Source organism: Celerinatantimonas marina, assembly GCF_046054165.1.
Taxonomy (GTDB): Bacteria; Pseudomonadota; Gammaproteobacteria; order Enterobacterales; family Celerinatantimonadaceae; genus Celerinatantimonas.
The window spans coordinates 15,715-38,226 of sequence record NZ_JBFNXK010000001.1; the positions used below are offsets into that span (position 1 = coordinate 15,715).

Below are 22,512 nucleotides of genomic sequence, written 5' to 3' on the forward strand. Positions count from 1 at the left end.
CTAATTTTTCTATTCGCTTTTTAAGCGCCAATGCCCATGATAAATATTAAATTGGCGAACCTTCGTAAAACCAATCAGGGTTACGCCAAACTGTTTTGCCATCGTTACCGCTAAATTAGAAGGAGCACCGACCGCAACAATGGTCGATATTCCAGCGATCACGGCTTTCTGAATCAACTCAAAGCTAACCCGACCACTCAGCACTAAAACCCCCTGAGGATGCCAGCCATCGGTTTTAATATGACCAATCAATTTATCGACGGCATTATGACGACCCACATCTTCAGCGATAGCAATAATTTGTCCATCAACCGCATATCCGGCACCATGCACAGCTCCGGTTTGCTTAAACAATGATTGCTGTTGGCGTAATTGTTCGGGATAGCTTAAAACCAGAGCTGGCTCAAGCCAGTGCGTGGCCTGATCAAGATGAACTTCGCATTGCAGGCTCAATGCCCGAAGCGACGTTAAACCACAGATACCACAACTTGACTGACTCATATAGCTGCGCTGGTTATCTTCCAATTTAGGAATACAGCCTGACTTTAAACTAACCAACATGTGGTTTTCCTCATGACGCCGCTGGCAATCAAAAGGTTCGATGGATTCAATACACTCCAGTTGTTCAATCACCTGTTGAGTCAGCAACAAGCCTTTAATCAAAGCTTTATCATCCCCAGGAGTTCGCATAGTTAAACTCCATTCTCTTTGTTGCTGCAATGAATCTTCATCCCACTGCAAACTGATCTGAAGAGGTTCTTCAACCGCGAGATAATCAGTCTCAAGCGTAATTCCACTTTCCAGTGAAAATCGCTGACGAGCTAAAGAACTCAACATTTCAGTTTCTGAAGTATCAATCCGCGCTGGCATATTGTAAATACCTTGTAATAAAATTTATTATGTTAGTTAACATCTATGACGAAAACTGCGAGCACAAATAATAAATTCAATAGCCAGTGATTCGCTACAATCTCAATCAAGATAATGATTAATAGTTTAAAAATTCGAAGTTTATATCATGCAGATCACGAGAAGGAGTACTCACTCCATTTGATGGAGCGTAAAATTACTCCCTGAAATGAGTAGGGTCAAGAATATGTTGTTAAAAATATTCACCAAGATGATACAAAATGATCTTTTATATAAAATCAACACAAATTAATTCATTACAAAACAATTGATGCTAAAAATTTTTACTTATATTTAACTTAACATCCATTACATGCTATGTTTAAGCTTCATTTCATCTTTTAAACGGGTAGGATTATTCATGTATCCAGCTCTTCAAACGATCACCTTTGACACTATCACCGGTCAACAAAGCTCTCTGGCAGACTATGCCGGAAAAGTTGTTCTCATTGTAAATGTTGCATCCAAATGTGGTTTAACCGCTCAATATGAAGAACTTGTGAAACTATATGATCAGTATAAAGATCGAGGCTTCACCATATTGGGCTTTCCTGCCAACAATTTTTTAGGACAAGAACCTGGAACAAATCAGGATATTGCAACCTTTTGTAGCGCCACCTACGGCGTTGATTTTCCTATGGCCGCTAAAATTTCAGTTAAAGGTGATGACATTCACCCCCTCTATTCAGCATTAATCACGGCACAACCTCATGCGGTTCGTAACCCTGATAGTGATTTCGAAAAACTGCTCCATGATAAAGGCCTCATCAGTGGCCAAGAAAATGATATTCAATGGAATTTTGAAAAATTTCTCATTAGTGAACAAGGTGAAGTCATTAGCCGATTTGCACCGGATATCACTCCTCTGGATGAGCGAATCACACAAGCCATTGAAAGTGCATTAATTGACGAGTAATTCCGGTTAACTTTTACTTTATACCGATCAAGGAAAATTGAGCTTTCTGTACAATTTTCCTTTTTGTTATCAATCCGATTTCGCATGTTCCCTTGTCATCATAACAGCTCAATAATATCGTCTCACCATACCTCGAAGCGATACTCGTTTCGGCCATAACATCATATAAAAAGACCGTTAGGCTCATGTCAGAAAAAACCCAATTGTGGATCTTCTAATATCGGTAATAATGATGGCTGAGGCCGCAACGAGAAATCATGAGATCCAAGCCAATAACTATTTAACCACTGATAAATCATGATGGCCAATTGCGGAGCTAGAGCGTTATCAGGCGTATGGACCATTACATAAGGTGTTATTCCTTGTTCAATCCAAGTCGTTAGTTGAATCAGCCAGGGATGGAAAAAACGCTGATTGGCCTGCAAATCTGCAGTACCTATAAATCGGATCAAAGGTTGCTGAGCAGTTGCCACGACATGAACGGGTAACTTAGGTTTTTTCTGCTGCGCATCGGCAACGACAGCACTAGCAGGTATCGTACTAAATAAAGCTCGGCTATCGAACATCACCCGGTTAGCATGATATTGATGCAACATTTGATTTAACCGTAATTCCTCCCCACCTTTTGAATAAAACATAGGATGACGAACTTCGACAGCCACAGTGAGAGCCTGTGGAATTTGATTTAAGAAAGTCTCTAGGACAGGTAATGATTCAGCTGAAAAAGAGGGTGGCAGCTGGATCATCCACTGCCCCGTTGCCGCAAATAGGGGCTCCATTACATTTAAAAACGACGTTAATTCAGCCGCACAGTGTCTGAGCTTATCTCGGTGAGTTATAGTCTGTGGAAGTTTAAACGTATATTTAAATGAATCAGGAACCGTATTGGCCCATCGGCGAACAATAGCGGGAGAAGGTATCGCATAAAACGTCGTATTTCCTTCAACCGTATTAAATATTTTGCCATAGCGGCGCAATCGTTCTGAAGTTGGACATCCGTCACCATAAATACCCGTTTGCCACGAATCATGCGACCACATTGGTAAGCCTATATAGAGATGCGTTAAATCCGACATTCCATCTATCTACTCCCATGAAAATTCTTTTTCTACCGATAATATATTGATAAATCAAGCGAATAATTATTTAAACTCCCGCCAAGCACCAATTTAATATTATTAGTAATTTTATAAATAAATCATTACAAACAAGAGAATGATCACCATTTCTGATAAATCAATCAATTAGTATTCTTTTCGATAAGCGGTTATCACATCATTTAATCAGGAGAGCGTATGAAAAATTGGTTAAAAAAAATACGACATACTGTTGTATTAGGCTTAGGGTTATTCATTATCTATGCTCAGGCAGCAACCACCTTTCAAAATCCTGTTTATGAAAATGGAGCGGATCCTTGGATTACCTATTATCACGGAAACTATTATGCAGCGACTACCACCTGGAGTTCGCAATTAATTATGCGAAAATCCCCCACTTTAGCAGGGCTGGCTCAGGCAGACCCAATTACGGTTTGGTCAGAAACAAATCCAGAACGTTGCTGTAATTTTTGGGCATTTGAATTTCATCGCTTAAATGGTCCGAATGGTTGGCGATGGTATATGCTATTTACCTCCGGAGATAACGTAAATCTAGATCATCAGCACCTTTCAGTATTGGAAAGTGCCGGAGATGATCCTATGGGGCCTTACCAATACAAGGGCTCTCCGATGCCTGATACTTGGAATATTGATGGCGACTATCTCAGTTATAATGGCAAACTGTATTTACTTTATTCGCAGTGGGTCGGAAACGAACAAACTAATTTTATCGCAGAAATGAGTAATCCCTGGACACTTAGCAGTAGTCCCGTTGTACTCACCCGTCCCCAATATGATTGGGAGCGCGTAGGTCGGTATGTGAATGAAGGACCGGAAAGCTTAGTCAGTCACGGACATGTCTTTGTCGTCTATTCAGCAAGTTACTGTGAAAGCGATGATTACAAATTAGGCATGTTGGAGTTAACCGGCACTAATCCGCTAGCAACCGGATCATGGACGAAGTTTACTCAACCTGTTTTCAGCCAAGCCAATGGCGTGTATGGCCCGGGACACAACAGCTTTTTTAAATCACCCGATGGCAGTGAAGACTGGCTGGCTTATCATGGCAATGCTCATCCGGGTGATGGTTGTGGAAGTTTGAGAGCACTGCGAGCTCAACCCTTTACATGGACGTCCGATGGGATCCCAAATTTCGGAGAACCCGTTGCATCAAGCCAGGTACTTTCAGTTCCTTCCGGAGAAAATGGTCCGATGCCGATCCATCCCAATGGCGTTAATATTAAACTTACCGCCGTCGCGCAAAATACAACGACATTGACCGCCACATTAGATTTTTTGCCCCAAAATCAATTCCGTTTTACCAACTCCAGTGGATTAGTCCTCACCAATCCTCAATGTGGATTAGACCAATGGAGTCAATGGCAAAACAGCGATTGCCAAAAATGGACGCTTGCAACAACCACCGCACATACTTACCAATTGATAAATGTAAAAACTCAGACTCCCCTCACCTTGTGTGGTTCCAATCAGTGCTCTCAATGGCGCTTATCATTTGAAAAAGATCTTGCCATCGTCAATCGTCATAGTGGGAAAGTACTTACACTGAATCATTCACAGCCCCAGCAACAACCGTGGAACAATAGTAATTCACAGAAATGGAGCTTAAAGGCCGGTAGTAATGGTGCATTGAGCATAAAATCTGTTGAAAATCAACGTTGTTTAATTGCAAATGGTTCTAATTTTGCAATATCTAACTGCGGAGCAAGCTCAAGTCAGTGGCTACTCATACCCCAACTTTCCGGAGGATTTGCTGTTCAAAATACGCTAGCGCAACGGCTGTTAACAAATACCGATTGTAGTCTGGCCGATAATGCCCCCCTTTCGATGACAGAAGGCCTAAATGGGAGTTGTCAGAGTTTTTATCTGCACTTAACTCAGTAGAGTTTTCGAGTGTTTTATTGGCACAATTTATAGCGCTACCTCATTCGCTCCGGTAGCGCTCTCGAACATATATATTGATATATTTAACACTCTTCATGATTAAAACGAAAAACGCTCCTATACTTAATCCAATAACTTTATGAAAATCAGTGAATAAGTGTTTTAAAATTCATTAATATTATTTTCATCATTATCTATAATCTACTTTACAGCAAGGATCGTTCAAACCCTCAAAGGAATACCAATGACAAAACGAATCGCACTACTTTTGGATGGAACATGGGATGACCCCGAAAGTGACAGTAATATATTTAAATTTTCGCAACTCATCGGCCAGTCTCCCTCACAACAGATTCATTATGTCAAAGGGATCGGAACGCATCCGGGACATACATTCTGGAATAAATTAATCAATGCTATCGAAGGTGGAACCGGCACCTCGGTATCGCATAAAATTTTAAGGAGCTATCGATATATCTGTCAAAATTACCAGCCTGGTGACCAATTATTTATTTTTGGTTTTAGTCGCGGTTCATTTGAGGCCCGCAGCTTAGTAGGGTTAATCAGCTATTGTGGGCTTATTTCAGCGGTAGCCGATCAAGAAAAATTTCACCAACTCACACAAAGAGCTTTTCACTACTATCAAATCCAACAGAATAGCCACTATCGACAAGAAGCCGAACAGTTTATTCAGCAAAATTGTATCACACCTATCCCTATTGAATTTTTAGGGGTATTTGATACGGTTGGTGCCCTTGGGATACCCATTGAACAGGATCAAACATTACTCGAAAAATTTATGCATCAGCTGGATCACAATCTACTGCAATTTTTTGATACCAAATTATCGGACAACGTACATTACGCCTATCAGGCTTTGGCTATTGATGAACATCGGTATGCTTTTTTACCCACATTATGGAATAACTGTCCAACCAATACCCAAATGGAACAAGTATGGTTTGCCGGATGTCACTGTAATATTGGGGGTGGATACCCTGGAAATCATCTTTCCGATGAAGCATTAGCTTGGATGTATCTAAAAGCTCAAAAGGTCGGATTAGAATTCAGTAGCCCTTATCATGCTGCGATCAATGCCTATGCCGATCCCATCGAAAATTCTTATGAAACTTTTGTTAGGCAATACGGTGCTGAAATTGCTGGAAAACCGGTAACCCGTCAAATTTTAGATCCCCAGTATCCAAATCAGTGGCTTCACGTTTCAGTATTACATCGTTTAGATGACACTGCACTTGAATATTCACCTCAAAATACGCTAGTCGCTGAAGGACAACCATTAAAAGATATATCTCATGCCGATCTTCAAAAATATATATTGACAAATTGAGAGGATATATTGCCTAAAAAATACGATAACAAGAAAATATAAGAATTGAGTAGAAGACAGTGCATGATTCAAATTTTATTACATTTGAAGCTATTTCACGCCATTTTAATTAAAACAAGTGATCTACAATCGGTGAAATATCATATCCCTTGGGGAGAATTGAAAAAGGATAAACTAAGCCACTAAGGTAGCAGAAATAGAGCCTCTATCTCGCCCGGCTTTCTCATCTAGAGCTAAGACGGCTGAATCTCGTTGCTCATAAAGCCATCGGATTAACCGATCCAGTTGCGCATTATATTGCACAAAACAAGCTCGACTCATTGGAAGCTGCTGACTAAAAATCTGAAACTTAGCCTCATTTGAAAAAGTCGACGCATGAATACAACCCTCACAGGTCGACTTCCCATCATCTAAATAACTTTGTGCAATATCTTTTGAACAGTGCTGACAAGCCGCTGTGTGAGACTGAATAACGATTTTCACAGCAGCCAAACTCAACGCAGAAACGGCTTGCTGAGGATAAAATCCATGCCACTCATCAGCAAGCTGCTGAGCAGCCTGCTGAAAAACTAAATGCATTAAGTCTGTTAATGCATAGTGTTGAGAACGATGCTGAATGAGAAGCAACAAAAATCCAGCACATGATTGATCCCATATAATTCCTACAGCAGCTAACTGCTCTTCTAGGCTTAAAGACGCATCACTATTTTCATAGTCATCGTTAAAGCGAATGGAATCCAGCCCATATTTACTCAACAATTTTTCAATATGAATCATCATGTGGGCACTCTGTTTAAATGAATATCACAAGTAACATAGTGTTATATATTGCTTTCTAGTATCAATTTAATCAATAGCAATTTTAATAAAAATAATATTAAGCTAAATATTTGTATAAAATCACTATATAAAACAAAGTTATTAATATAAAAGACTAAATATCCAGATTAAATAATCCTAAAATTTTATAATCCCTGCCCGAGAGTGATTTTTGAGGCGCTCGCTACTGGGTTGCCCAAGACATATCATCCCAATCGTCATATCCAGAGGTTCCGGCAATTTTATGGTTCCAAGTAATATCACGGTAACGGAATGAAATAACTTCCTGAGTTTCAGCATCACTCATCTGCACATGCGGCATCAAATGATTAATCGAAAAAATTTCTGCATTTTTCATCTCAATCGTGTAGTAGCACTCATTCACACCACTGGTATTCGTACGATAAAGCTTCAATGTACAATTTAAACGTTCACCACGGCTCCAAGCCATTGCCAACATAGGCGATGATTTATCGATCCGTTTCACGATTTGCAATGGATGATGCTGCTGTGATTGAGCGGTCATCCCTCGACTCATCTGATGATTCCAAGATAAAACGGTGATTTCATCCTGATGGGCACTCTGATAATGATTTCCTATCGAATCCAGAGTATTACATCCCTGACTGATATTTCCCTGAGTTTGTCCTTCTATCGTTAAATAGGCTACATTCGCCATTTTTAATTAATCCTTTCGTACCAAATTCAGGCGATTCTACACATTACTAATCAAATTATCTATAAATAGAGTCACTTTTATATCCCTACTCCATAAAAAAATCCGGGACATCACGTCACCGGATTTAGCAATTCAATCGCATCGGGGCTTCAGAAAACAGCAATCCTAAAATTCAATCGTTACATTGCCTTTAGGAACACTACAACAAGAAAGAATATAGCCTTCTTCGACATCCTCATCAGTAATACCGCCGTTGTGTGACATCTCTACTTCACCATCTAAACGTTTCACCTTGCAAGTGCCACATAGCCCCATGCCACAAGCTTTTGGGATAGTGAGCCCTGCTTTCACTGCCGCCGCATGGATCGTTTCACCCGGAGCAATATCCACCGTCTTATCGGCATTAGCAAACACCACCTGAATTTGATCACCAACCGGGACGGGTTCTGGCAACTCTGGATCGGCAACTTCTGGTGAAGCACCAAACGACTCTTCATGATAGTGCGACATATCAAAACCATTGTCCTGCAACAGTTTTCTGACCACGTTCATGTAAATGGCCGGACCACAACAGAAAATCTCTCGCTCTAAAAAGTCAGGCGCCATCATTTTTAATTTAATGGCATCCAAATAGCCTCGGAAACCAGACCATACCTGCCCGGACTCAATTTGCTCACAAATGAGATAAAGATGGAAATTAGTGATCCGTGATGACATCCATTCCAGCTCGTGCTGATAGATCAGATCTTGAGGCGTACGAGCACTATGAACAAACACCATATCTGCATCGGCATTAGTATCGTAGTTCCAGCGAGCCATCGACATCACCGGCGTAATTCCCACTCCGCCAGACAGAAACAACACTTTATCAGAAGCAAAATCGATACTATTGAATTGCCCAGCCGGGCCATGTACCGCAAGCTCAGCCCCTTCCTCTATATGGTCGTGGATCCAATTGGACACCACCCCCCCCGCAACCCGTTTCACCGTGATAGAAAAACTATAAGGCACCGAAGGCGAACTGGAGATCGTATAGGAACGATACAATATCTCTCCACGAATGTTCAATTCAAGTGTAACAAATTGCCCCGGTTTAAAGAAAAACATAGTCGGCTGATCGGCCATAAAACAGAAGGTTTTTACATTCCAGGTCTCTTGTATCATCTTCACACAGCGAACGACATGCCGTCCGTTGGTCCAGGTTTGAGTATTAACCGGAATAAACGAATCCGTATTCACGGTCGAAACACTTGTATTGTCCATGACAGCCCTCTTTCGTAACCGATATAAGCGGTTATCCCCCAACGGGATCCTAGGGTTATTGTTAAAGTAACCCCGCACCACCGCTTATCCATTCACGACACGAAATTATCTCAAACCAACTTAATCAAAAAATTTTTTGTTGAATTGTCTTAAACAGCATCAGTCGATGTCGTGAACAGAATATTGAATTCCCCACAAAAAGGCAGGATTAAGCCTAGGGGCTGTTGCTCTTTGTTAGTTGAATGCGATTCAGATGAAACAAATTATTCAATCGGTATTTAACTAGTAAAAATCACAGTGCTTAAACACATTGATGTCTCAAGGTGCCGCCGTCATGCATGCGCTACATGGCGGATTGAAACATCAACACAACAAAGGCCTCGACAGCATTGTCGGGACAATTACCCACTTCCTATGGAGAAGGCTGCACCATGACTCAGAATGATTTGTTGAACATCACCTACTCCAGCCTGGATCAAGCTCGCGAAGAGATGTCCGGACTGCTCAAAGAACGTCGCCGTGATTATTCATTGCCCCGGCCGCTTTATAACGATCCCCATATGTTTCGCATCGACATGGAAGAGATCTTTCAAAAAGAATGGCTGTTCGTTGGTATGACCAGCGAGATCCCAACCAAAGGTGACTATGTGACCGTCGAAATCGGCCAAAACCCGGTGCTTATTGTGCGGGCGGCTGATGGTTCAATCAATGCCTTCCATAATACCTGCCGCCACCGTGGCTCTCGTATTTGCAATAAACATCGTGGCAAGGTCGCTAATTTGGTTTGCCCATATCATCAATGGACTTACGACCCTAAAGGCAATTTGCTCTTCGCCGGAACCGAAATGGGTGATGAGTTCGATATGAAAAAACATGGTCTGAAAACGGCGCATTGCAAAACCGGCGGAGGTTTCATCTTTATCTGTCTTGCCGAACAGCCCCCGGAATCAGACTTCGACGAATTTCTGCAAACCCTCGATACCTACATGGAACCCTACGACGTCGAGAACACCAAACTGGCGGTAGAATCTAACATCCGTGAACAGGCCAACTGGAAACTCGTGATCGAAAACAACCGTGAATGTTACCACTGTAACGGCAGCCATCCCGAACTTCTCAATACATTGCTGGAATGGGATGACACCAATGACCCTCGGGCACCACAGGATTTTCTTGACTACTATGCATCTCAGGCCGCAGCTTGGGATGCCGAAGGGATCCCTCATGAGCATTGCAGTTTTGGTAACCGCAACCGTATCGTCCGTATGCCATTAAAACAAGGCACTCAGGTGATGACTATCGATGGTAACGAAGGCTGTAGCAAACTGCTTGGTCGAATCCAGAATCGCAATCTGGGTTCAATGCGGATCTTGCATCTGCCAAACTCCTGGAACCATATGCAAAGCGATCATTTCATCGTCTTCCGAGTTCTGCCGATCTCGGCTCAAGAATCACTGGTCACCACCAAATGGTTTGTGCATAAAGATGCGAAAGAAGGCGTGGATTACGATCCAGAACGGCTGCGTCAGGTTTGGGATGCCACCAATGATCAAGACCGAGTACTCGCTGAAGAAAACCAGCGCGGGATCAATTCCGTCGGTTATCAGAGTGGCCCTTACTCAAAAACCTTCGAATTTGGGGTGATCAATTTCCTCGATTGGTACGGCGATACCGTGATCGATAATCTGAAATAACATCTCTTTCCTCGCATAAGCAGCCTCATTGGCTGCTTTTTTTGTGTTCATTCCACCCCATCTTATTCAATCAGCTGGCCACGAGACCATCACCGATCCATGCCAATAAATCAGACTTCTGCATCAGAGAGGATTCAATGAAGCGATATAAATGACTTCATGCGCGTTGAAATTTGCAATAACTCGGTGACCTATGTTTATGGCTAAAGAACATGTTATCTACATTGCCATTCTATTCGAACAACCAGAGAACGGCGTTCATACCAACTAATCGCCTCTCCACGTTGGAACGATGCAATAGAGATACATGGATAAGTTCGGGTGCATAGAGATGTATAATAGACCAGGTGATAGCCTTTTGTTTTATAAGGCAAAAAGCATGACCTAATTTACTGTTATCACCGAGAACAGCCAGAGAAAGGCGCTATTCAATCAGTCGCCCCTACGCGTTAAGGACAATGTGGTGGAACCCCAAGGATAATTTATGCATGTCGGCGTTTACGGTCTTCCAACAAATAATAACACTAAAAATCAATAGAACTGGGCCCCAAACGGAGCCCCAATGAGGTAGGATTTATTGCACGGAATGTAACAACGAGGCAACGGCAGGAAGCAGTTCATAATGAGTCGACAGATCCGCACTGAGCTGCAAAAATGCCGCCAGTTCATCATCGGATGCCACATGTAACCAGCAATCCAACTCACTTTTTACCCGTTGCTCATCGGCCCCCGCAGGTAAACTTAACCCTAGTTGGATCAAACGCTCGGTAAAGTCTTCCAGATCGATCAAATCGGCATACATCATAAGCTTTCTCCAACCGGCCTCGTCGGGCCGGTTTCAATTAACTATTTATTTATAGAGGTGAAGTTCAGAGCGCAAACCTTTATAAAGGCTAAAGCACATCAGAATCAACACCACAGTAAACGGTAGTCCGGTCGTCACCGCCCCGGCCTGCAACGCCGTCAACGCTTTAGAGCCACCACCGACCAACAAGGTTGCAGCAATAACACCTTCCAGCGCCGCCCAGAATAAACGCTGCGACATCGGCACGTGGGTCTTACCACCGGCAGTAATGCTGTCGATGACCAGCGAACCGGAATCCGATGAGGTCACAAAGAAGACCAGCACCAGCACAATCCCAACGACGGATAACACGGATGACATCGGCAGATGTTCAAACATTTCAAACATCGCTTTAGACACATCGGTGATCCCTTTGGACAGCTCGCCAATGCCATGCGTAGCCTGTTCAATTGCAGTGCCCCCCATCACACTCATCCAGATGAGAGAAACCAGAGTTGGAACCAGCAACACAGCGATAATAAATTCGCGGACACTACGACCATACGAGACACGCGCAATGAATGAACCGACGAAAGGTGACCAAGAGATCCACCACGCCCAGTAGAAGACTGTCCAACCATGGAACCAGCTTTCATCACTACGGCCAACCCAGTTGGACAGAGGAATGATATTTTCAGCATAGCTGACCGCAATGGTTTTCATCGACTCAAAGATCGCCAGAGTCGGACCAACCACAATGATCATCGCGATCATACCAGCGGCAATAAACATATTGATATTACTTAATAGTTTCACCCCACCATCGAGGCCACGAGCCACCGAAAACATCGCAATTGCCGTGACGACCACAATAAAACCTAACTGTGTCGGCAAACCGTTTGGAATACCAAACAGGTAATCCAGCCCCCCGGCCGCTTGTTGTGCACCTAGCCCTAATGAAGTTGCCAGACCAAAAATGGTCGCCAGTACCGCCAGCACATCCACCAAATGGCCAAAGAACCCCCAACAGCGATCACCCAACAATGGATAGAATGCCGAACGAACTGTGAGTGGCAATCCCTTATTGTAAGCAAAAAAGGCCAATGCCAAACCGACCACCGCATAGATCGCCCACGGATGTAGACCCCAGTGATACATGGTTGCACCCAGTGCCATGTCTGCGGCCGCCGGTGTTCTAGCCGGAGTGCTCAGTGGTGTGCCATACCAATCGGTATAATAGGCCACCGGCTCAGCGACACTCCAGAACATCAGCCCAATCCCCATCCCCGCGGCAAACAACATCGAAAACCAGGAGAGTGTGGAAAATTTCGGTTTGGCGTCGGTCCCCCCAAGTCGAATACGTCCGACCGGCAGCACGATCAACGCCAAACAGAACACCACAAACAAGTTACAAGCAATCATAAACAGCCAGTCAAAGTTATCAATTGACCAGTTTTTAGCGTCTGAAAGAGATGTCTTGGCCGCGGTAGGAAAGATCAATACCAAGGCAATAAATAATAGGATCAGCCCAGCACTTACACCAAAAACAGGGTTATGCACATCCAATCCTAAAAGTCGTACATTATCTTGCCCGACTTCATATTCCGTATCGTATTCATTCACCGTCAGCGAAGATTGATCCAGCGAAATCTGTTCTCCTGATTTCATACATTTTGTGTCCTTCATTAGTTAATTCCTCATATGTCGAATAGACATTTAACCCATGGGTCGTATTGACCTTCTGTTCGACATTCCAGTTTTTACTGCGAACGCAAAGTAGAACAACGTGTCGGTACAGGGTAACGTTCGACATTTCCCCACAAAATTACAATTGTTCGATATTCATACTACGGAACACGCATGATTCCGCTATTCCGATAGCGACAGAACAAGGTGAGAAAGCCACTCAAAAGCGACATCATAAAAAAAGCCCACTAAACTGGGCTTTTGAAGGGAAAAATACATTCTTAGGGAGGATTTTAACGCAGTACGCCTTCCTCGAGTAACAACTCAAAGACCGCTTGAGCCTTGGCCTCAATGCTTTCATCACGCATCACCTTACCGCTCTCATTTTGCGAACGAACCGTAGCTGCTTTAAAGCGTTCAGCTGCCGTTTTCGCTTTGATGACCTTGAGTCGTTTCGGTCGCGGCTTAGCCGGAGATGCTTGCCAATCAGCACGTACTTGGTCCAATACCGGCTCACTCACCGGCAAGACTTCAATCTTAACCCGTCGCGCGACACCATAGGCATATTGGCGAGGAGGAGCGGCTGCCAGATCGACACTGGCCACGAAAGGCAACGTCACTTTTAATAGGCGTCGTTGTCCTCGAGGTTGAGCTTGCAGCACTTCAGCCACCCCGTCTGCAACCCCACGGATCTCGGTGATCCCAGTCACTACCGGGCAGCCGAGTTGTTCAGCCAACAGATAGGGCAACATCCCTGAAGATTCCCCGCGTTCGGCCTGCATGCCGGTCAGGATAATATCCCGTGACTGTTCTCGCAGATAGTCAACCAACGCAGGGACCGCATCCGCGTCTTCACTTTGGCTAAGCACCCGCAAGGTAGCAAGCCCCATCCCAGCATAACTATTCAGCCCCGGATGCTGCGGATCGCCAACATGCAATACCTCTAGGGCTTGCGGGGCTAACCTCAGCCCCAATTCAACGGCGCGAGCATCGGTTGGAGCACGGCGCTCCCGCCCCGAAAGCGGATGACGGCCCATTCCCACCAGTGCGCTAATCCGCAGACTCGCCAAATTTAATTTATGCGGCATCATCCATCTCCTTCTGGCGATAAACGTCAATCAAACGGATCAGTTCGGCCAACACTTCCCCGCTATCAGCAATCACACTCAAAGCGGCTCGTTTCACCATGTCACAACCGATATCGGTATTAATGGCAATCACCTTGTCACACTTTTCAATCCCTTGCAGATGCTGAATAGCCCCTGAGATCCCGACCGCCACATACACCCGAGCGGTCACCCAAGTACCGGTAGCACCAACCTGACGCTCGCGCGGCATATCCCCATTATCAACCGCAACTCGGCTTGCGCCTTCCGTAGCCCCCAACTGCTCAGCGGCCTGATGGAACAGCGACCAATCGTGTACCCCATTACCGGCCGAAAGAATGAACTCGGCTTCACCCAGCGCAATCGCATTCGGATCGACCGCCACCTGACCTTCATCGGCGATCGTGGTTGCGCTGTCGAGATTCCCGTCAAGGGTGAGCGGCAACACCTCATGGCGTGTTTCATCAATCGGTTCAGCACACTCTTCGGCAAGTAATAGCAGCTTCGGTGTGCTACGGCGCAGATCGAATGCACCGCCACCACCACGGCAGAGGCTCTCATCGGGCGACACTTGCCAAGCCTGAGTCGCCGGACGTTGTCCCAACCGCGCCGCCAAGCGTCGTCCTAGCTCGAACCCACCGGCCATGCTGTCGGGCAATAACCAATGGCGCGGCGCAAACTGCTCGTCCACCTGCGCTAAGGCATGGATCTTAACCTCAGGCGTGTAGTGAGCGAAAATATCATCCTCAAGCTGTAGCAACCGGTCGACTCCGGCCCGGTCAAAGGCGCTCTCACGGTGTTCACCAAAGACAATGGCCAACACCGCGCCACTGCCGCCAAGTTCACGGATCAGTTGATGCGCCATACCGAGTACATCCCGATCATGGGAGCTTAACTGACCACCGACCATATCCGGCACCACCGCGATGTAGTAATCCGGCTGTTCGACTCGGTGCAGCGGCAACACGGCCTCTTTCGTAGCCTGACTCTGACGACGACCACTCATAGCAATGGTTCCATTGCCACCTAATCTATCAATCCGTTTAATCCCATTGGGGCCGATGAAACCGACCTGATGCGGATTACGCCGAATCAATCCGCTCGGTCCACGTACCGGACCGGTCTCGGTCATCGACTGATGCAGCGGATGCAATCGATTGCGGGCAATCCACTCTAAACGAGGATCACGGCGAATAATCGAATCACTCATCAGGCTACCTCCGGTTGTACTATTTTGACTGAATCATCTGCGGCCGGAGCGCTGGTTTGAGGCTGTTCGATCAGTGCTTCGGCCACCAGTTCACCAATATCTTTCACTTCGGCGCGCTCACCCACGACCCCTTCCAGCATTGCCGTACACTGTTGACAGCCGACAGCAACCAGCTCAGCTCCAGTTTCGCGAATATCGTCCATGCGCATATCAGCGATGCGTCGTTCACCGGGAATATCGGTGATTGGCGCACCACCGCCACCGCCACAGCAACGAGAACGGAACTTCGAACGTTCCATCTCGACGACGGTAATCCCCAATGCCGCCAAGACTTCACGTGGCGCTTCATATTCACCGTTATAGCGGCCCAGATAGCACGGATCGTGATAGGTCACCGTGTCACTACCCTGATAGGCTTTGAAGCTCAGCTTGCCTTTTTTCACCAATTCGTTGATGAAAGTGCTGTGATGCATGACCTGATAATCAGGACGGGCATCCGCCGGATAGAGATCCGGATACTCATTTTTCAGGCAATGAAAAGCATGCGGGTCGGTAGTGACGATGGTATTGAACTGATATTTTTGCAAGGTTGCGATATTGCGTTTAGCCAAACGTTGGAAGGTGGCATCATCCCCCAAGCGCCGGGCCAGATCACCGCTATCGAGTTCCTCATCACCGAGGATGGCGAAATTCACCCCGGCGGTTTTCAGGATCTTAACCAAAGACTTGAGGATCCGCTGACTGCGCATATCAAAGGCACCATCCGACACCCAGAACAACACATCAGCCTGCTTCACGTCACGCATGAATTGCAAATTCTGGTCTGCGGCCCAGTTGGTTCGATGCTGTGGATTAAAGCCATTGGGGTTATCGGTAACGATCAAATTATCCAGCACTTCGGCCCCTTTATTGGGGGTCTGGCCTTTTTCCAACGTTTGAAAACGGCGCATATCGACGATGGCATCGACGTGCTCGATCATCATTGGACACTCTTCCACGCAGGCGCGGCAAGTCGTACAGGACCACAAGGTATCGGTATTCAGGAGCGCCCCGACAATCGGTTGTGTGGGGGCACCTTGCGCCTGTCCAGCCGTTTTGCCCGGATAAGGGCTTCCGTGATAACCAGCATCGCTGCCACCGGCTAAACCGACCACCATATCCTGAATTAATTTTTTCGGGTTAAGTGGCTGACCGGCAGCAAAAGCCGGACAAACCGCTTCACAGCGGCCACATTGGACACAAGCATCAAAACCTAACAGTTGATTCCATTTAAAATCGACCGGTTTCTCAACGCCCAACTTAGGTGCATCCAGATCCAGCAATTTCAAACCGGTCGAACGCCCCCCGCCAAAACGTTCCGGACGGCGATGGAAGGCCAGATGCAACGCGCCAGCAAAAGCATGTTTCATCGGTCCGCCCCAAGCCATCCCGAACACCAGTTCACCTAAACCCCAGATGATGCCCAGCGTCAACAGCGTGGCCAGTAACCACCCGCCGGTCCCAGCGGGTAAGATCCCCGCGGCGGGAAGTGTCACCAGAATGAAACTGACGGTAAACGCCAGCAAACTCTTCGGCAAGCGCATCCACGGCCCTTTAGATAACCGAGCCGGTGGGTTGCGGCGCCGTTTCCAAACCAGCACCGCACCACTGAACATCAACACTAAAGCGGCCAACAGCCCCCAAGCGAGGATTCGATTATGAAAGCCAAACAAATGGACCGCCAGAATCAATACCATTGACAACACAAAGCCACCCGCCGTGGCAATATGGGTATGAGCCATGTATTTGTCGCGAGAAGCCACATGGTGCAAATCCACCAGATAGCGGCGCGGCATTGCCAACATGCCTCGAATCAAATGGACCGATTCCGGCTGTCCGGCCCGCCACAAGCGGACCCGTTTCAACATGCCAACTAGGGATAGCACCAAAACTATCCCCAGTAATAACGGCAGGAGCCAATCGAGGATCATCATGACCTCCTACAGATCTTTACACAGGCGTAATGCATCATAAATGGCTGCATGGGTATTCCGTTGCGACACACAATCCCCTAAGCGCCACAGGATCATGCCATCCGCCGCTTCACTCAGCACGGGTTGCGCTTTGGCAGCAAACAGGGTTTCGACATCGATTTGCCCTTTGTTCACCGATTCAGCTTTGAGTTCATAGTAAAGCGCTTCGTTCGGCCGGGTACCATTTTCGACGACAACCTGATCGACTACCCGCTCCTCTTTTTGCCCGGTGTATTCGTTTTCCAATACTGCAACCAACTTGTCTCCTTCGCGGTAGACTTTTTCCAGACTGAGATCGGAGGTCATGATCACCTCTTTCTCATACAGGCTGCGGTAATAGGTTGGGAAGGTAGTACCTCCGATACCCACCCCCGGTTTGATATCGTCTGTGACCAACTCAACCAATGACCCTTTCGAAGTCAAATAATCTGCAGCCGACATCCCCGAGAATTCACAAATCGTGTCAAAAATCAGCACGTTTTTACCCGGTTCAACCGTACCGTTAAGAATATCCCAAGTGGAAACCACTAATCCCTCTTCAGCACCCCAAGCTGGGTTTTGCTCTAAGAAAGGCCGACCACCGGTGGCCAGAATACACACATCCGGCTTCAGTTCCCGGATCATCTCGGCGCTTGCCTCTTGACCGAGTAACACTTCAACACCTAACCGATCCAGTTCCATCGCCAGCCAGCGGGTGATCCCAGCCATCTGATCACGTTGCGGGGCTTTGGCAGCAATATTGACCTGACCGCCGAGCTGCTCGGCTTTCTCCAGCAGTGTGACCTTATGGCCACGTTCGGCCGACACGCGTGCCGCTTCCATACCACCCGGCCCACCACCGATAATGACCACGTTGCGAATAGGACCGGTAGTTTTTTCAATAATATGCGGCATTCCCATGTATTCGCGGGAGGTTGCAGCATTCTGGATACAGAGCACATCCAGCCCCATATATTGGCGGTCGATGCAATAGTTAGCTCCGACGCACTGCCGGATCTGATCGACCTGATTCATTTTAATCTTGGCTATAAAATGCGGATCGGCAATATGCGCTCGGGTCATGCCGACAAAGTCAACATACCCTGCCTCAAGGATTCGTTTCGCCTGATTAGGATCTTTAATGTTCTGAGCATGGATCACCGGCACACTGACCACTTCTTTAATACCTGCCGCCAAATGCAGGAACGGCTCCGGTGGGTAACTCATGTTGGGGATCACATTCGCCAGCGTATTGTGGGTATCACAACCGGAACCCACGACCCCGAAATAATCGACCATTGACGTGGCATCGTAATAGGCTGCGATCTGTTTCATGTCTTCATGAGAGAGACCATCCGGATGGAATTCATCACCGGTAATACGCATGCCAACCACAAAATCTGGACCGACGGCTGCGCGTACCGCTTTCAACGCTTCCATCCCGAAGCGCATCCGATTTTCAAAGCTGCCGCCCCATTGGTCGGTCCGTTTGTTGACGCGTGGTGACCAAAACTGGTCAATCAAATGCTGATGCACGGCCGAAATTTCAACGCCATCCAGACCGCCCTCTTTAGCGCGAACCGCCGCTTTGGCAAAGTCACCGATCACGCGCCAGATCTCTTCCTCTTCTATGATTTTACAGGTGGCCCGATGCACCGGCTCACGAAGCCCTGATGGTGACATCAGGTTTGGCCAGTTCTCACCATCCCAACGAGAACGCCGTCCCATGTGGGTAATTTGGATCATGATCCGGCCCCCATGTTTGTGAACTGCATCCGCAAGATTTTGAAAGTGAGGGATGATCCGATCCGTCGATAAATTCACCGAACTCCACCAGCTTTGTGGACTGTCGATCGACACCACGCTAGATCCCCCACAAATACAAAGGCCACATCCGCCTTTGGCTTTTTCTTCATAATATTTAACGTAACGATCCGTCGTCATCCCACCATCGGTGGCGTAGACTTCGGCATGGGCCGTACTCACGATGCGGTTACGGATTGTCAGCTTGTTGATCTTCAACGGCTGAAACAGGATATCGAACTGCGACATAGGTCACCTCAATCAATCTAATTCGGCAATACTGTGCAATAAAACTTATTGGCTCATGCTTAGCTAAAGTGGCGATACTTCAAAAATGCCATAGTCGCAACCGGCCTGCGCCTCACTTTGCAACTGCTGCGATTGGGTCCGTACCGAGTAACCCAGACTTTCGGCAATCTGATCCATCGCACCGGCAAACCAGCCGGTAAACATGTAATCGACTTTGCGTTCTACCTGGCCGTACTGATAGACAAAACACGAATGTTCTAAACGGATCCGTGCCCGGCCACTTTCCAGATCGAGATGTTCAATGATAAACAGTCCCCAACCCCGTTGTGACAGTCGGTTCAGATAGTGTTCGAATACCGCCGCCCCGCTAATACCGTGGGCTTCGGCTTCTTTTTCACACCAGTAATGTGCCGATTTATAACCCGCCTTATAGAGGATTTCGGCATAACGTTCAGCTCCGATCTCTTCTTCGATAGCCATGTGATTGTTGACAAAAAAATGCCGTGGCACATACAGCATAGGAAGTGCGTCGGTAGTCCATACGCCGGTCTCATCGTCCACATTGATCGGCAGTTCGGGTGCATGTACGCCCATAGTCTTTACTCCATAAAAATTTTAAAAATTGTAATTATTCGCCCCAAACATCCGCCAACACGCGCATCCAGTTTTCACCCATAATTTTACGAACCTGAGTTTCACTGAAGCCGTTGCGCAGTAGTGCATCGGTCAGATTAGGGAATTCCCCAAGGGTACGGATCCCTTCCGGGTTAATGATCTCGCCAAAGTTAGTCAGACGGCGGGCATAGCCTTTATCGTGAGTGAGCCATTCAAAGAATGGTTGACCATGACCTTGAGTGAAGTCGGTACCGATACCGATCTGGTCCTCGCCCACCAGGTTGAAGATGTATTGGATCGCTTCGACATAATCCTCGATAGTGGAATGAATGCCGTTTTTCAGGAATGGCGCAAACATGGTCACTCCGACAAAGCCGCCATGATCGGCGATAAACTTCAGTTCTTCATCGGACTTATTGCGCGGATGATCTTTCAGACCGCTAGGTAAACAGTGGGAATAACAGACCGGTTTTTTCGATTCTAAAATAACCTCTTCGGAGGTTTTACCGCCGACATGAGATAGGTCGCACATCACCCCATGCTGATTCATCTTAGCGATAATTTCACGGCCAAAGTCGGACAACCCGCCATCCCGTTCATAACAGCCGGTCCCGACCAGATTCTGAGTGTTGTAGCACATCTGCACCACCCCAACGCCCAGTTCTTTAAAAATCTGCACATAACCCAGCTGGTCTTCAAAGGCATGGGCATTCTGAAACCCCATTAAAATACCGGTTTTACCCAGCTCTTTGGCGCGGCGGATATCGGCCGTGGTGCGGACTTGCATCACTAAATCGGCGTTTTGTTCGATCAGCGCTTTCATCGCCACAATATTGTTGACGGTGTTTTGAAACCCTTCCCAGACTGATACTGTACAGTTGACAGCCGTCAAACCACCACGACGCATATCCTCAAACAGATCGCGATCCCATTTGGCGATGACCAAACCGTCGATAACAATGGCATCATCATGCAGTTGGACTGAATTCATTATTTCACCTATCTAAAGATTTTCGAGTTACTCCAGAATAGGAAGAATCGGTCACTCACATTGTTCTGAAAACGTCACCCAAAAGACCCTGAGCGCAGTACGAGTTCAGGCCGTGCCAATCCTCAAGTAACAAGCCCTTTTAATCGAGGGTACACTCCCCCGAAAACGCAGCTTCATGAAAAATGTTGACTAAGATCCAAAAGATAAACAGAGGTAAAAAGCAGATGAATATGCATGCCGCCGAGCCCAATTCAAGGCTACAGCGGCATTCAGAAAGAAGGCAATCTAAAGGGCGACCGAGCCGTAAGTCGGTTCGTATTGAGCGTTTGCCAACGCCCGAATCGATTGTTGTTGTATCGGATTGACGTAACTACTCTGATAGTTTAATTCCGACATCACTTTGTTGTTGACGTTTAATGGCACCACGGTTTGTTCTTGCAAACTCAGACTATCGCGCATACCGCTGCGTTCTTCCCGAGGGGGAATCCCGATATGAACCCGATAACATTTGCTAAAATGAGGGGATGATACAAAACCGCAGGCGGTAGCGATCTCAATGATCGACATTGAAGTTTGTTTCAACAACTGCCGAGCGCGGAACAAACGTAGTTTCAGATAATATTTCGAGGGTGAACACTGCAGATATTTTTGGAACAAGCGTTCTAATTGACGCCGTGACAAATCGACATAACTCGCCAATTCATCCAATTCGATGGTCTCTTCGATGTTCGCTTCCATTAACGTAATCGCTTCTACCAGTTTGGGTTGCGCAGTGCCGAGCACATGGCGTAGCGGGATCCGCTGATAGTCCGATTCATTACGCACTCGGTCACAAATAAACATCTCGGAAATACTAGCGGTTAACTGATAGCCAAAATCACGTTTGATCATATACAGCATCATATCCATCGGTACCGAACCACCACTACAAGTCATTCGATCCCGATCAACAACGAACAGATGATTGGTGCAACGCACTTTCGGATAAGCTTCCTGCAGCGAGGCAATACACTCCCAATGAGCACTACAATCATAACCATCCAACAGCCCGGCTTCCGCCAATAGATAAGGGCCCGTACACACCCCACCCAGTTGGATCTGTTTACGAGCCAGCGATTTCAACCAAGACACCTGAGCCCGACTATAACTACGCGTAATATTGACGCCCCCCACAACAATTAAAGCGTCCAATTCCGGCACGTTTTTGATCGAACAATCGGGGACGATATTGATCCCGTCACTGGCTTTAATCGCCTCACCATCTTCACTAATCGTGTACCAGTCATAGAGTTCTTTGCCGCTTAACTGATTAGCCATTCGTAGCGGATCGACAGCGGATGCCAACGCGATCATGGTAAAATTATTGAGTAACAAGAAGCCAATGCGATGGGTCTTGCCTCTTACTGCATTCTCTTGAAGTGAAATGTTAAATTCAGACATTGCGCTAACC

At 46.5% G+C, this 22,512-nt stretch carries 18 protein-coding genes; 4 read left to right on the top strand and 14 right to left on the bottom strand.

Annotated elements, in window-relative coordinates; translation table 11 throughout:
• Nucleotides 1-9: 9 nt before the first annotated feature.
• The gene (locus tag ABUE20_RS00085; protein WP_408617759.1) at nucleotides 10-870 is read right to left on the bottom strand and encodes a formate dehydrogenase accessory sulfurtransferase FdhD; all 861 of its coding nucleotides are present in this window, start codon (nucleotides 868-870) and stop codon (nucleotides 10-12) included.
• Nucleotides 871-1,270: 400 nt separating this feature from the next.
• Here ABUE20_RS00085 and ABUE20_RS00090 point away from each other — a divergent pair, with 400 nt between their 5' ends.
• Nucleotides 1,271-1,825 carry a glutathione peroxidase gene (locus tag ABUE20_RS00090; RefSeq protein ID WP_408617760.1) on the top strand — a complete coding sequence of 185 codons (555 nt, stop codon included), beginning with the start codon at nucleotides 1,271-1,273 and terminating at the stop codon, nucleotides 1,823-1,825.
• A 188-nt stretch (nucleotides 1,826-2,013) separates the two neighbouring features.
• On the opposite strand, the gene ABUE20_RS00095 is transcribed toward ABUE20_RS00090, so the two are convergent.
• Complete coding sequence (locus ABUE20_RS00095) at nucleotides 2,014-2,901, bottom strand: DUF72 domain-containing protein (RefSeq protein ID WP_408617761.1); 888 nt, start codon at nucleotides 2,899-2,901, stop codon at nucleotides 2,014-2,016.
• Nucleotides 2,902-3,120: 219 nt separating this feature from the next.
• Between ABUE20_RS00095 and ABUE20_RS00100 the strand changes: the two genes are divergently transcribed.
• Both ABUE20_RS00100 and ABUE20_RS00105 read left to right on the top strand, forming a co-directional pair.
• Nucleotides 3,121-4,824 carry a family 43 glycosylhydrolase gene (locus ABUE20_RS00100; RefSeq protein WP_408617762.1) on the top strand — a complete coding sequence of 568 codons (1,704 nt, stop codon included), beginning with the start codon at nucleotides 3,121-3,123 and terminating at the stop codon, nucleotides 4,822-4,824.
• A 244-nt stretch (nucleotides 4,825-5,068) separates the two neighbouring features.
• Nucleotides 5,069-6,172: a T6SS phospholipase effector Tle1-like catalytic domain-containing protein gene (locus ABUE20_RS00105; RefSeq protein ID WP_408617763.1), complete on the top strand. Its 1,104-nt coding sequence runs from the start codon at nucleotides 5,069-5,071 to the stop codon at nucleotides 6,170-6,172.
• A 174-nt stretch (nucleotides 6,173-6,346) separates the two neighbouring features.
• Here the strand turns inward: ABUE20_RS00105 and ABUE20_RS00110 are convergent, their stop codons facing one another.
• From ABUE20_RS00110 to gbcB, 3 genes are all read right to left on the bottom strand, one after another.
• Entirely contained in the window at nucleotides 6,347-6,952 is a 606-nt protein-coding gene (locus tag ABUE20_RS00110; protein WP_408617764.1) for a hypothetical protein, read from the bottom strand.
• Between the two features lie 223 nt (nucleotides 6,953-7,175).
• On the bottom strand, nucleotides 7,176-7,670 hold the full coding sequence (locus tag ABUE20_RS00115; protein ID WP_408617765.1) for an Hcp family type VI secretion system effector: 495 nt from the start codon (nucleotides 7,668-7,670) through the stop codon (nucleotides 7,176-7,178).
• A gap of 165 nt (nucleotides 7,671-7,835) precedes the next feature.
• Complete coding sequence (gene gbcB / locus ABUE20_RS00120; RefSeq protein WP_408617766.1) at nucleotides 7,836-8,933, bottom strand: glycine betaine monooxygenase reductase subunit; 1,098 nt, start codon at nucleotides 8,931-8,933, stop codon at nucleotides 7,836-7,838.
• 431 nt (nucleotides 8,934-9,364) lie between these two features.
• On the opposite strand from gbcB, the gene gbca reads away from it, so the two are divergent.
• Nucleotides 9,365-10,627, top strand: a complete 1,263-nt coding sequence (gene gbca / locus ABUE20_RS00125) for a glycine betaine monooxygenase oxygenase subunit (protein ID WP_408617767.1) — start codon at nucleotides 9,365-9,367, stop codon at nucleotides 10,625-10,627.
• Nucleotides 10,628-11,201: 574 nt separating this feature from the next.
• Here the strand turns inward: gbca and ABUE20_RS00130 are convergent.
• The 9 genes from ABUE20_RS00130 to gbdR form a co-directional block, all read right to left on the bottom strand.
• Nucleotides 11,202-11,432, bottom strand: a complete 231-nt coding sequence (locus ABUE20_RS00130) for a hypothetical protein (protein ID WP_408617768.1) — start codon at nucleotides 11,430-11,432, stop codon at nucleotides 11,202-11,204.
• Nucleotides 11,433-11,477: 45 nt separating this feature from the next.
• Nucleotides 11,478-13,079, bottom strand: a complete 1,602-nt coding sequence (locus tag ABUE20_RS00135) for a BCCT family transporter (protein WP_408618215.1) — start codon at nucleotides 13,077-13,079, stop codon at nucleotides 11,478-11,480.
• A 311-nt stretch (nucleotides 13,080-13,390) separates the two neighbouring features.
• A complete protein-coding gene (etfB, locus tag ABUE20_RS00140; RefSeq protein ID WP_408618216.1) occupies nucleotides 13,391-14,185 on the bottom strand; it encodes an electron transfer flavoprotein subunit beta in 795 nt (264 codons plus the stop codon).
• Nucleotides 14,175-15,413 carry an electron transfer flavoprotein subunit alpha gene (gene etfA, locus ABUE20_RS00145; protein WP_408617769.1) on the bottom strand — a complete coding sequence of 413 codons (1,239 nt, stop codon included), beginning with the start codon at nucleotides 15,411-15,413 and terminating at the stop codon, nucleotides 14,175-14,177. The genes etfB and etfA overlap by 11 nt, the downstream gene beginning before the upstream one ends.
• The gene (locus ABUE20_RS00150) at nucleotides 15,413-17,380 is read right to left on the bottom strand and encodes a (Fe-S)-binding protein (RefSeq protein ID WP_408618217.1); all 1,968 of its coding nucleotides are present in this window, start codon (nucleotides 17,378-17,380) and stop codon (nucleotides 15,413-15,415) included. The genes etfA and ABUE20_RS00150 overlap by 1 nt, the downstream gene beginning before the upstream one ends.
• 12 nt (nucleotides 17,381-17,392) lie before the next feature.
• Nucleotides 17,393-19,456, bottom strand: a complete 2,064-nt coding sequence (dgcA, locus tag ABUE20_RS00155; protein WP_408617770.1) for a dimethylglycine demethylation protein DgcA — start codon at nucleotides 19,454-19,456, stop codon at nucleotides 17,393-17,395.
• A 63-nt stretch (nucleotides 19,457-19,519) separates the two neighbouring features.
• On the bottom strand, nucleotides 19,520-20,050 hold the full coding sequence (locus ABUE20_RS00160; RefSeq protein ID WP_408617771.1) for a DUF5943 domain-containing protein: 531 nt from the start codon (nucleotides 20,048-20,050) through the stop codon (nucleotides 19,520-19,522).
• A 34-nt stretch (nucleotides 20,051-20,084) separates the two neighbouring features.
• Nucleotides 20,085-21,062 carry a dipeptidase gene (locus ABUE20_RS00165; RefSeq protein ID WP_408617772.1) on the bottom strand — a complete coding sequence of 326 codons (978 nt, stop codon included), beginning with the start codon at nucleotides 21,060-21,062 and terminating at the stop codon, nucleotides 20,085-20,087.
• Nucleotides 21,063-21,347: 285 nt separating this feature from the next.
• A complete protein-coding gene (gbdR, locus tag ABUE20_RS00170) occupies nucleotides 21,348-22,502 on the bottom strand; it encodes a choline metabolism transcriptional regulator GbdR (protein ID WP_408617773.1) in 1,155 nt (384 codons plus the stop codon).
• Nucleotides 22,503-22,512: the final 10 nt, after the last annotated feature.

Excerpts from the sequence above, each read along its gene's own strand:
- ABUE20_RS00085 (WP_408617759.1), bottom strand. The coding sequence starts at position 870 with ATGCCAGCGCGGATTGATACTTCAGAAACTGAAATGTTGAGTTCTTTA.
- ABUE20_RS00090 (WP_408617760.1), top strand. The coding sequence starts at position 1,271 with ATGTATCCAGCTCTTCAAACGATCACCTTTGACACTATCACCGGTCAA.
- ABUE20_RS00095 (WP_408617761.1), bottom strand. The coding sequence starts at position 2,901 with ATGTCGGATTTAACGCATCTCTATATAGGCTTACCAATGTGGTCGCAT.
- ABUE20_RS00100 (WP_408617762.1), top strand. The coding sequence starts at position 3,121 with ATGAAAAATTGGTTAAAAAAAATACGACATACTGTTGTATTAGGCTTA.
- ABUE20_RS00105 (WP_408617763.1), top strand. The coding sequence starts at position 5,069 with ATGACAAAACGAATCGCACTACTTTTGGATGGAACATGGGATGACCCC.
- ABUE20_RS00110 (WP_408617764.1), bottom strand. The coding sequence starts at position 6,952 with ATGATGATTCATATTGAAAAATTGTTGAGTAAATATGGGCTGGATTCC.
- ABUE20_RS00115 (WP_408617765.1), bottom strand. The coding sequence starts at position 7,670 with ATGGCGAATGTAGCCTATTTAACGATAGAAGGACAAACTCAGGGAAAT.
- gbcB (WP_408617766.1), bottom strand. The coding sequence starts at position 8,933 with ATGGACAATACAAGTGTTTCGACCGTGAATACGGATTCGTTTATTCCG.
- gbca (WP_408617767.1), top strand. The coding sequence starts at position 9,365 with ATGACTCAGAATGATTTGTTGAACATCACCTACTCCAGCCTGGATCAA.
- ABUE20_RS00130 (WP_408617768.1), bottom strand. The coding sequence starts at position 11,432 with ATGATGTATGCCGATTTGATCGATCTGGAAGACTTTACCGAGCGTTTG.
- ABUE20_RS00135 (WP_408618215.1), bottom strand. The coding sequence starts at position 13,079 with ATGAAATCAGGAGAACAGATTTCGCTGGATCAATCTTCGCTGACGGTG.
- etfB (WP_408618216.1), bottom strand. The coding sequence starts at position 14,185 with ATGCCGCATAAATTAAATTTGGCGAGTCTGCGGATTAGCGCACTGGTG.
- etfA (WP_408617769.1), bottom strand. The coding sequence starts at position 15,413 with ATGAGTGATTCGATTATTCGCCGTGATCCTCGTTTAGAGTGGATTGCC.
- dgcA (WP_408617770.1), bottom strand. The coding sequence starts at position 19,456 with ATGTCGCAGTTCGATATCCTGTTTCAGCCGTTGAAGATCAACAAGCTG.
- ABUE20_RS00160 (WP_408617771.1), bottom strand. The coding sequence starts at position 20,050 with ATGGGCGTACATGCACCCGAACTGCCGATCAATGTGGACGATGAGACC.
- ABUE20_RS00165 (WP_408617772.1), bottom strand. The coding sequence starts at position 21,062 with ATGAATTCAGTCCAACTGCATGATGATGCCATTGTTATCGACGGTTTG.
- gbdR (WP_408617773.1), bottom strand. The coding sequence starts at position 22,502 with ATGTCTGAATTTAACATTTCACTTCAAGAGAATGCAGTAAGAGGCAAG.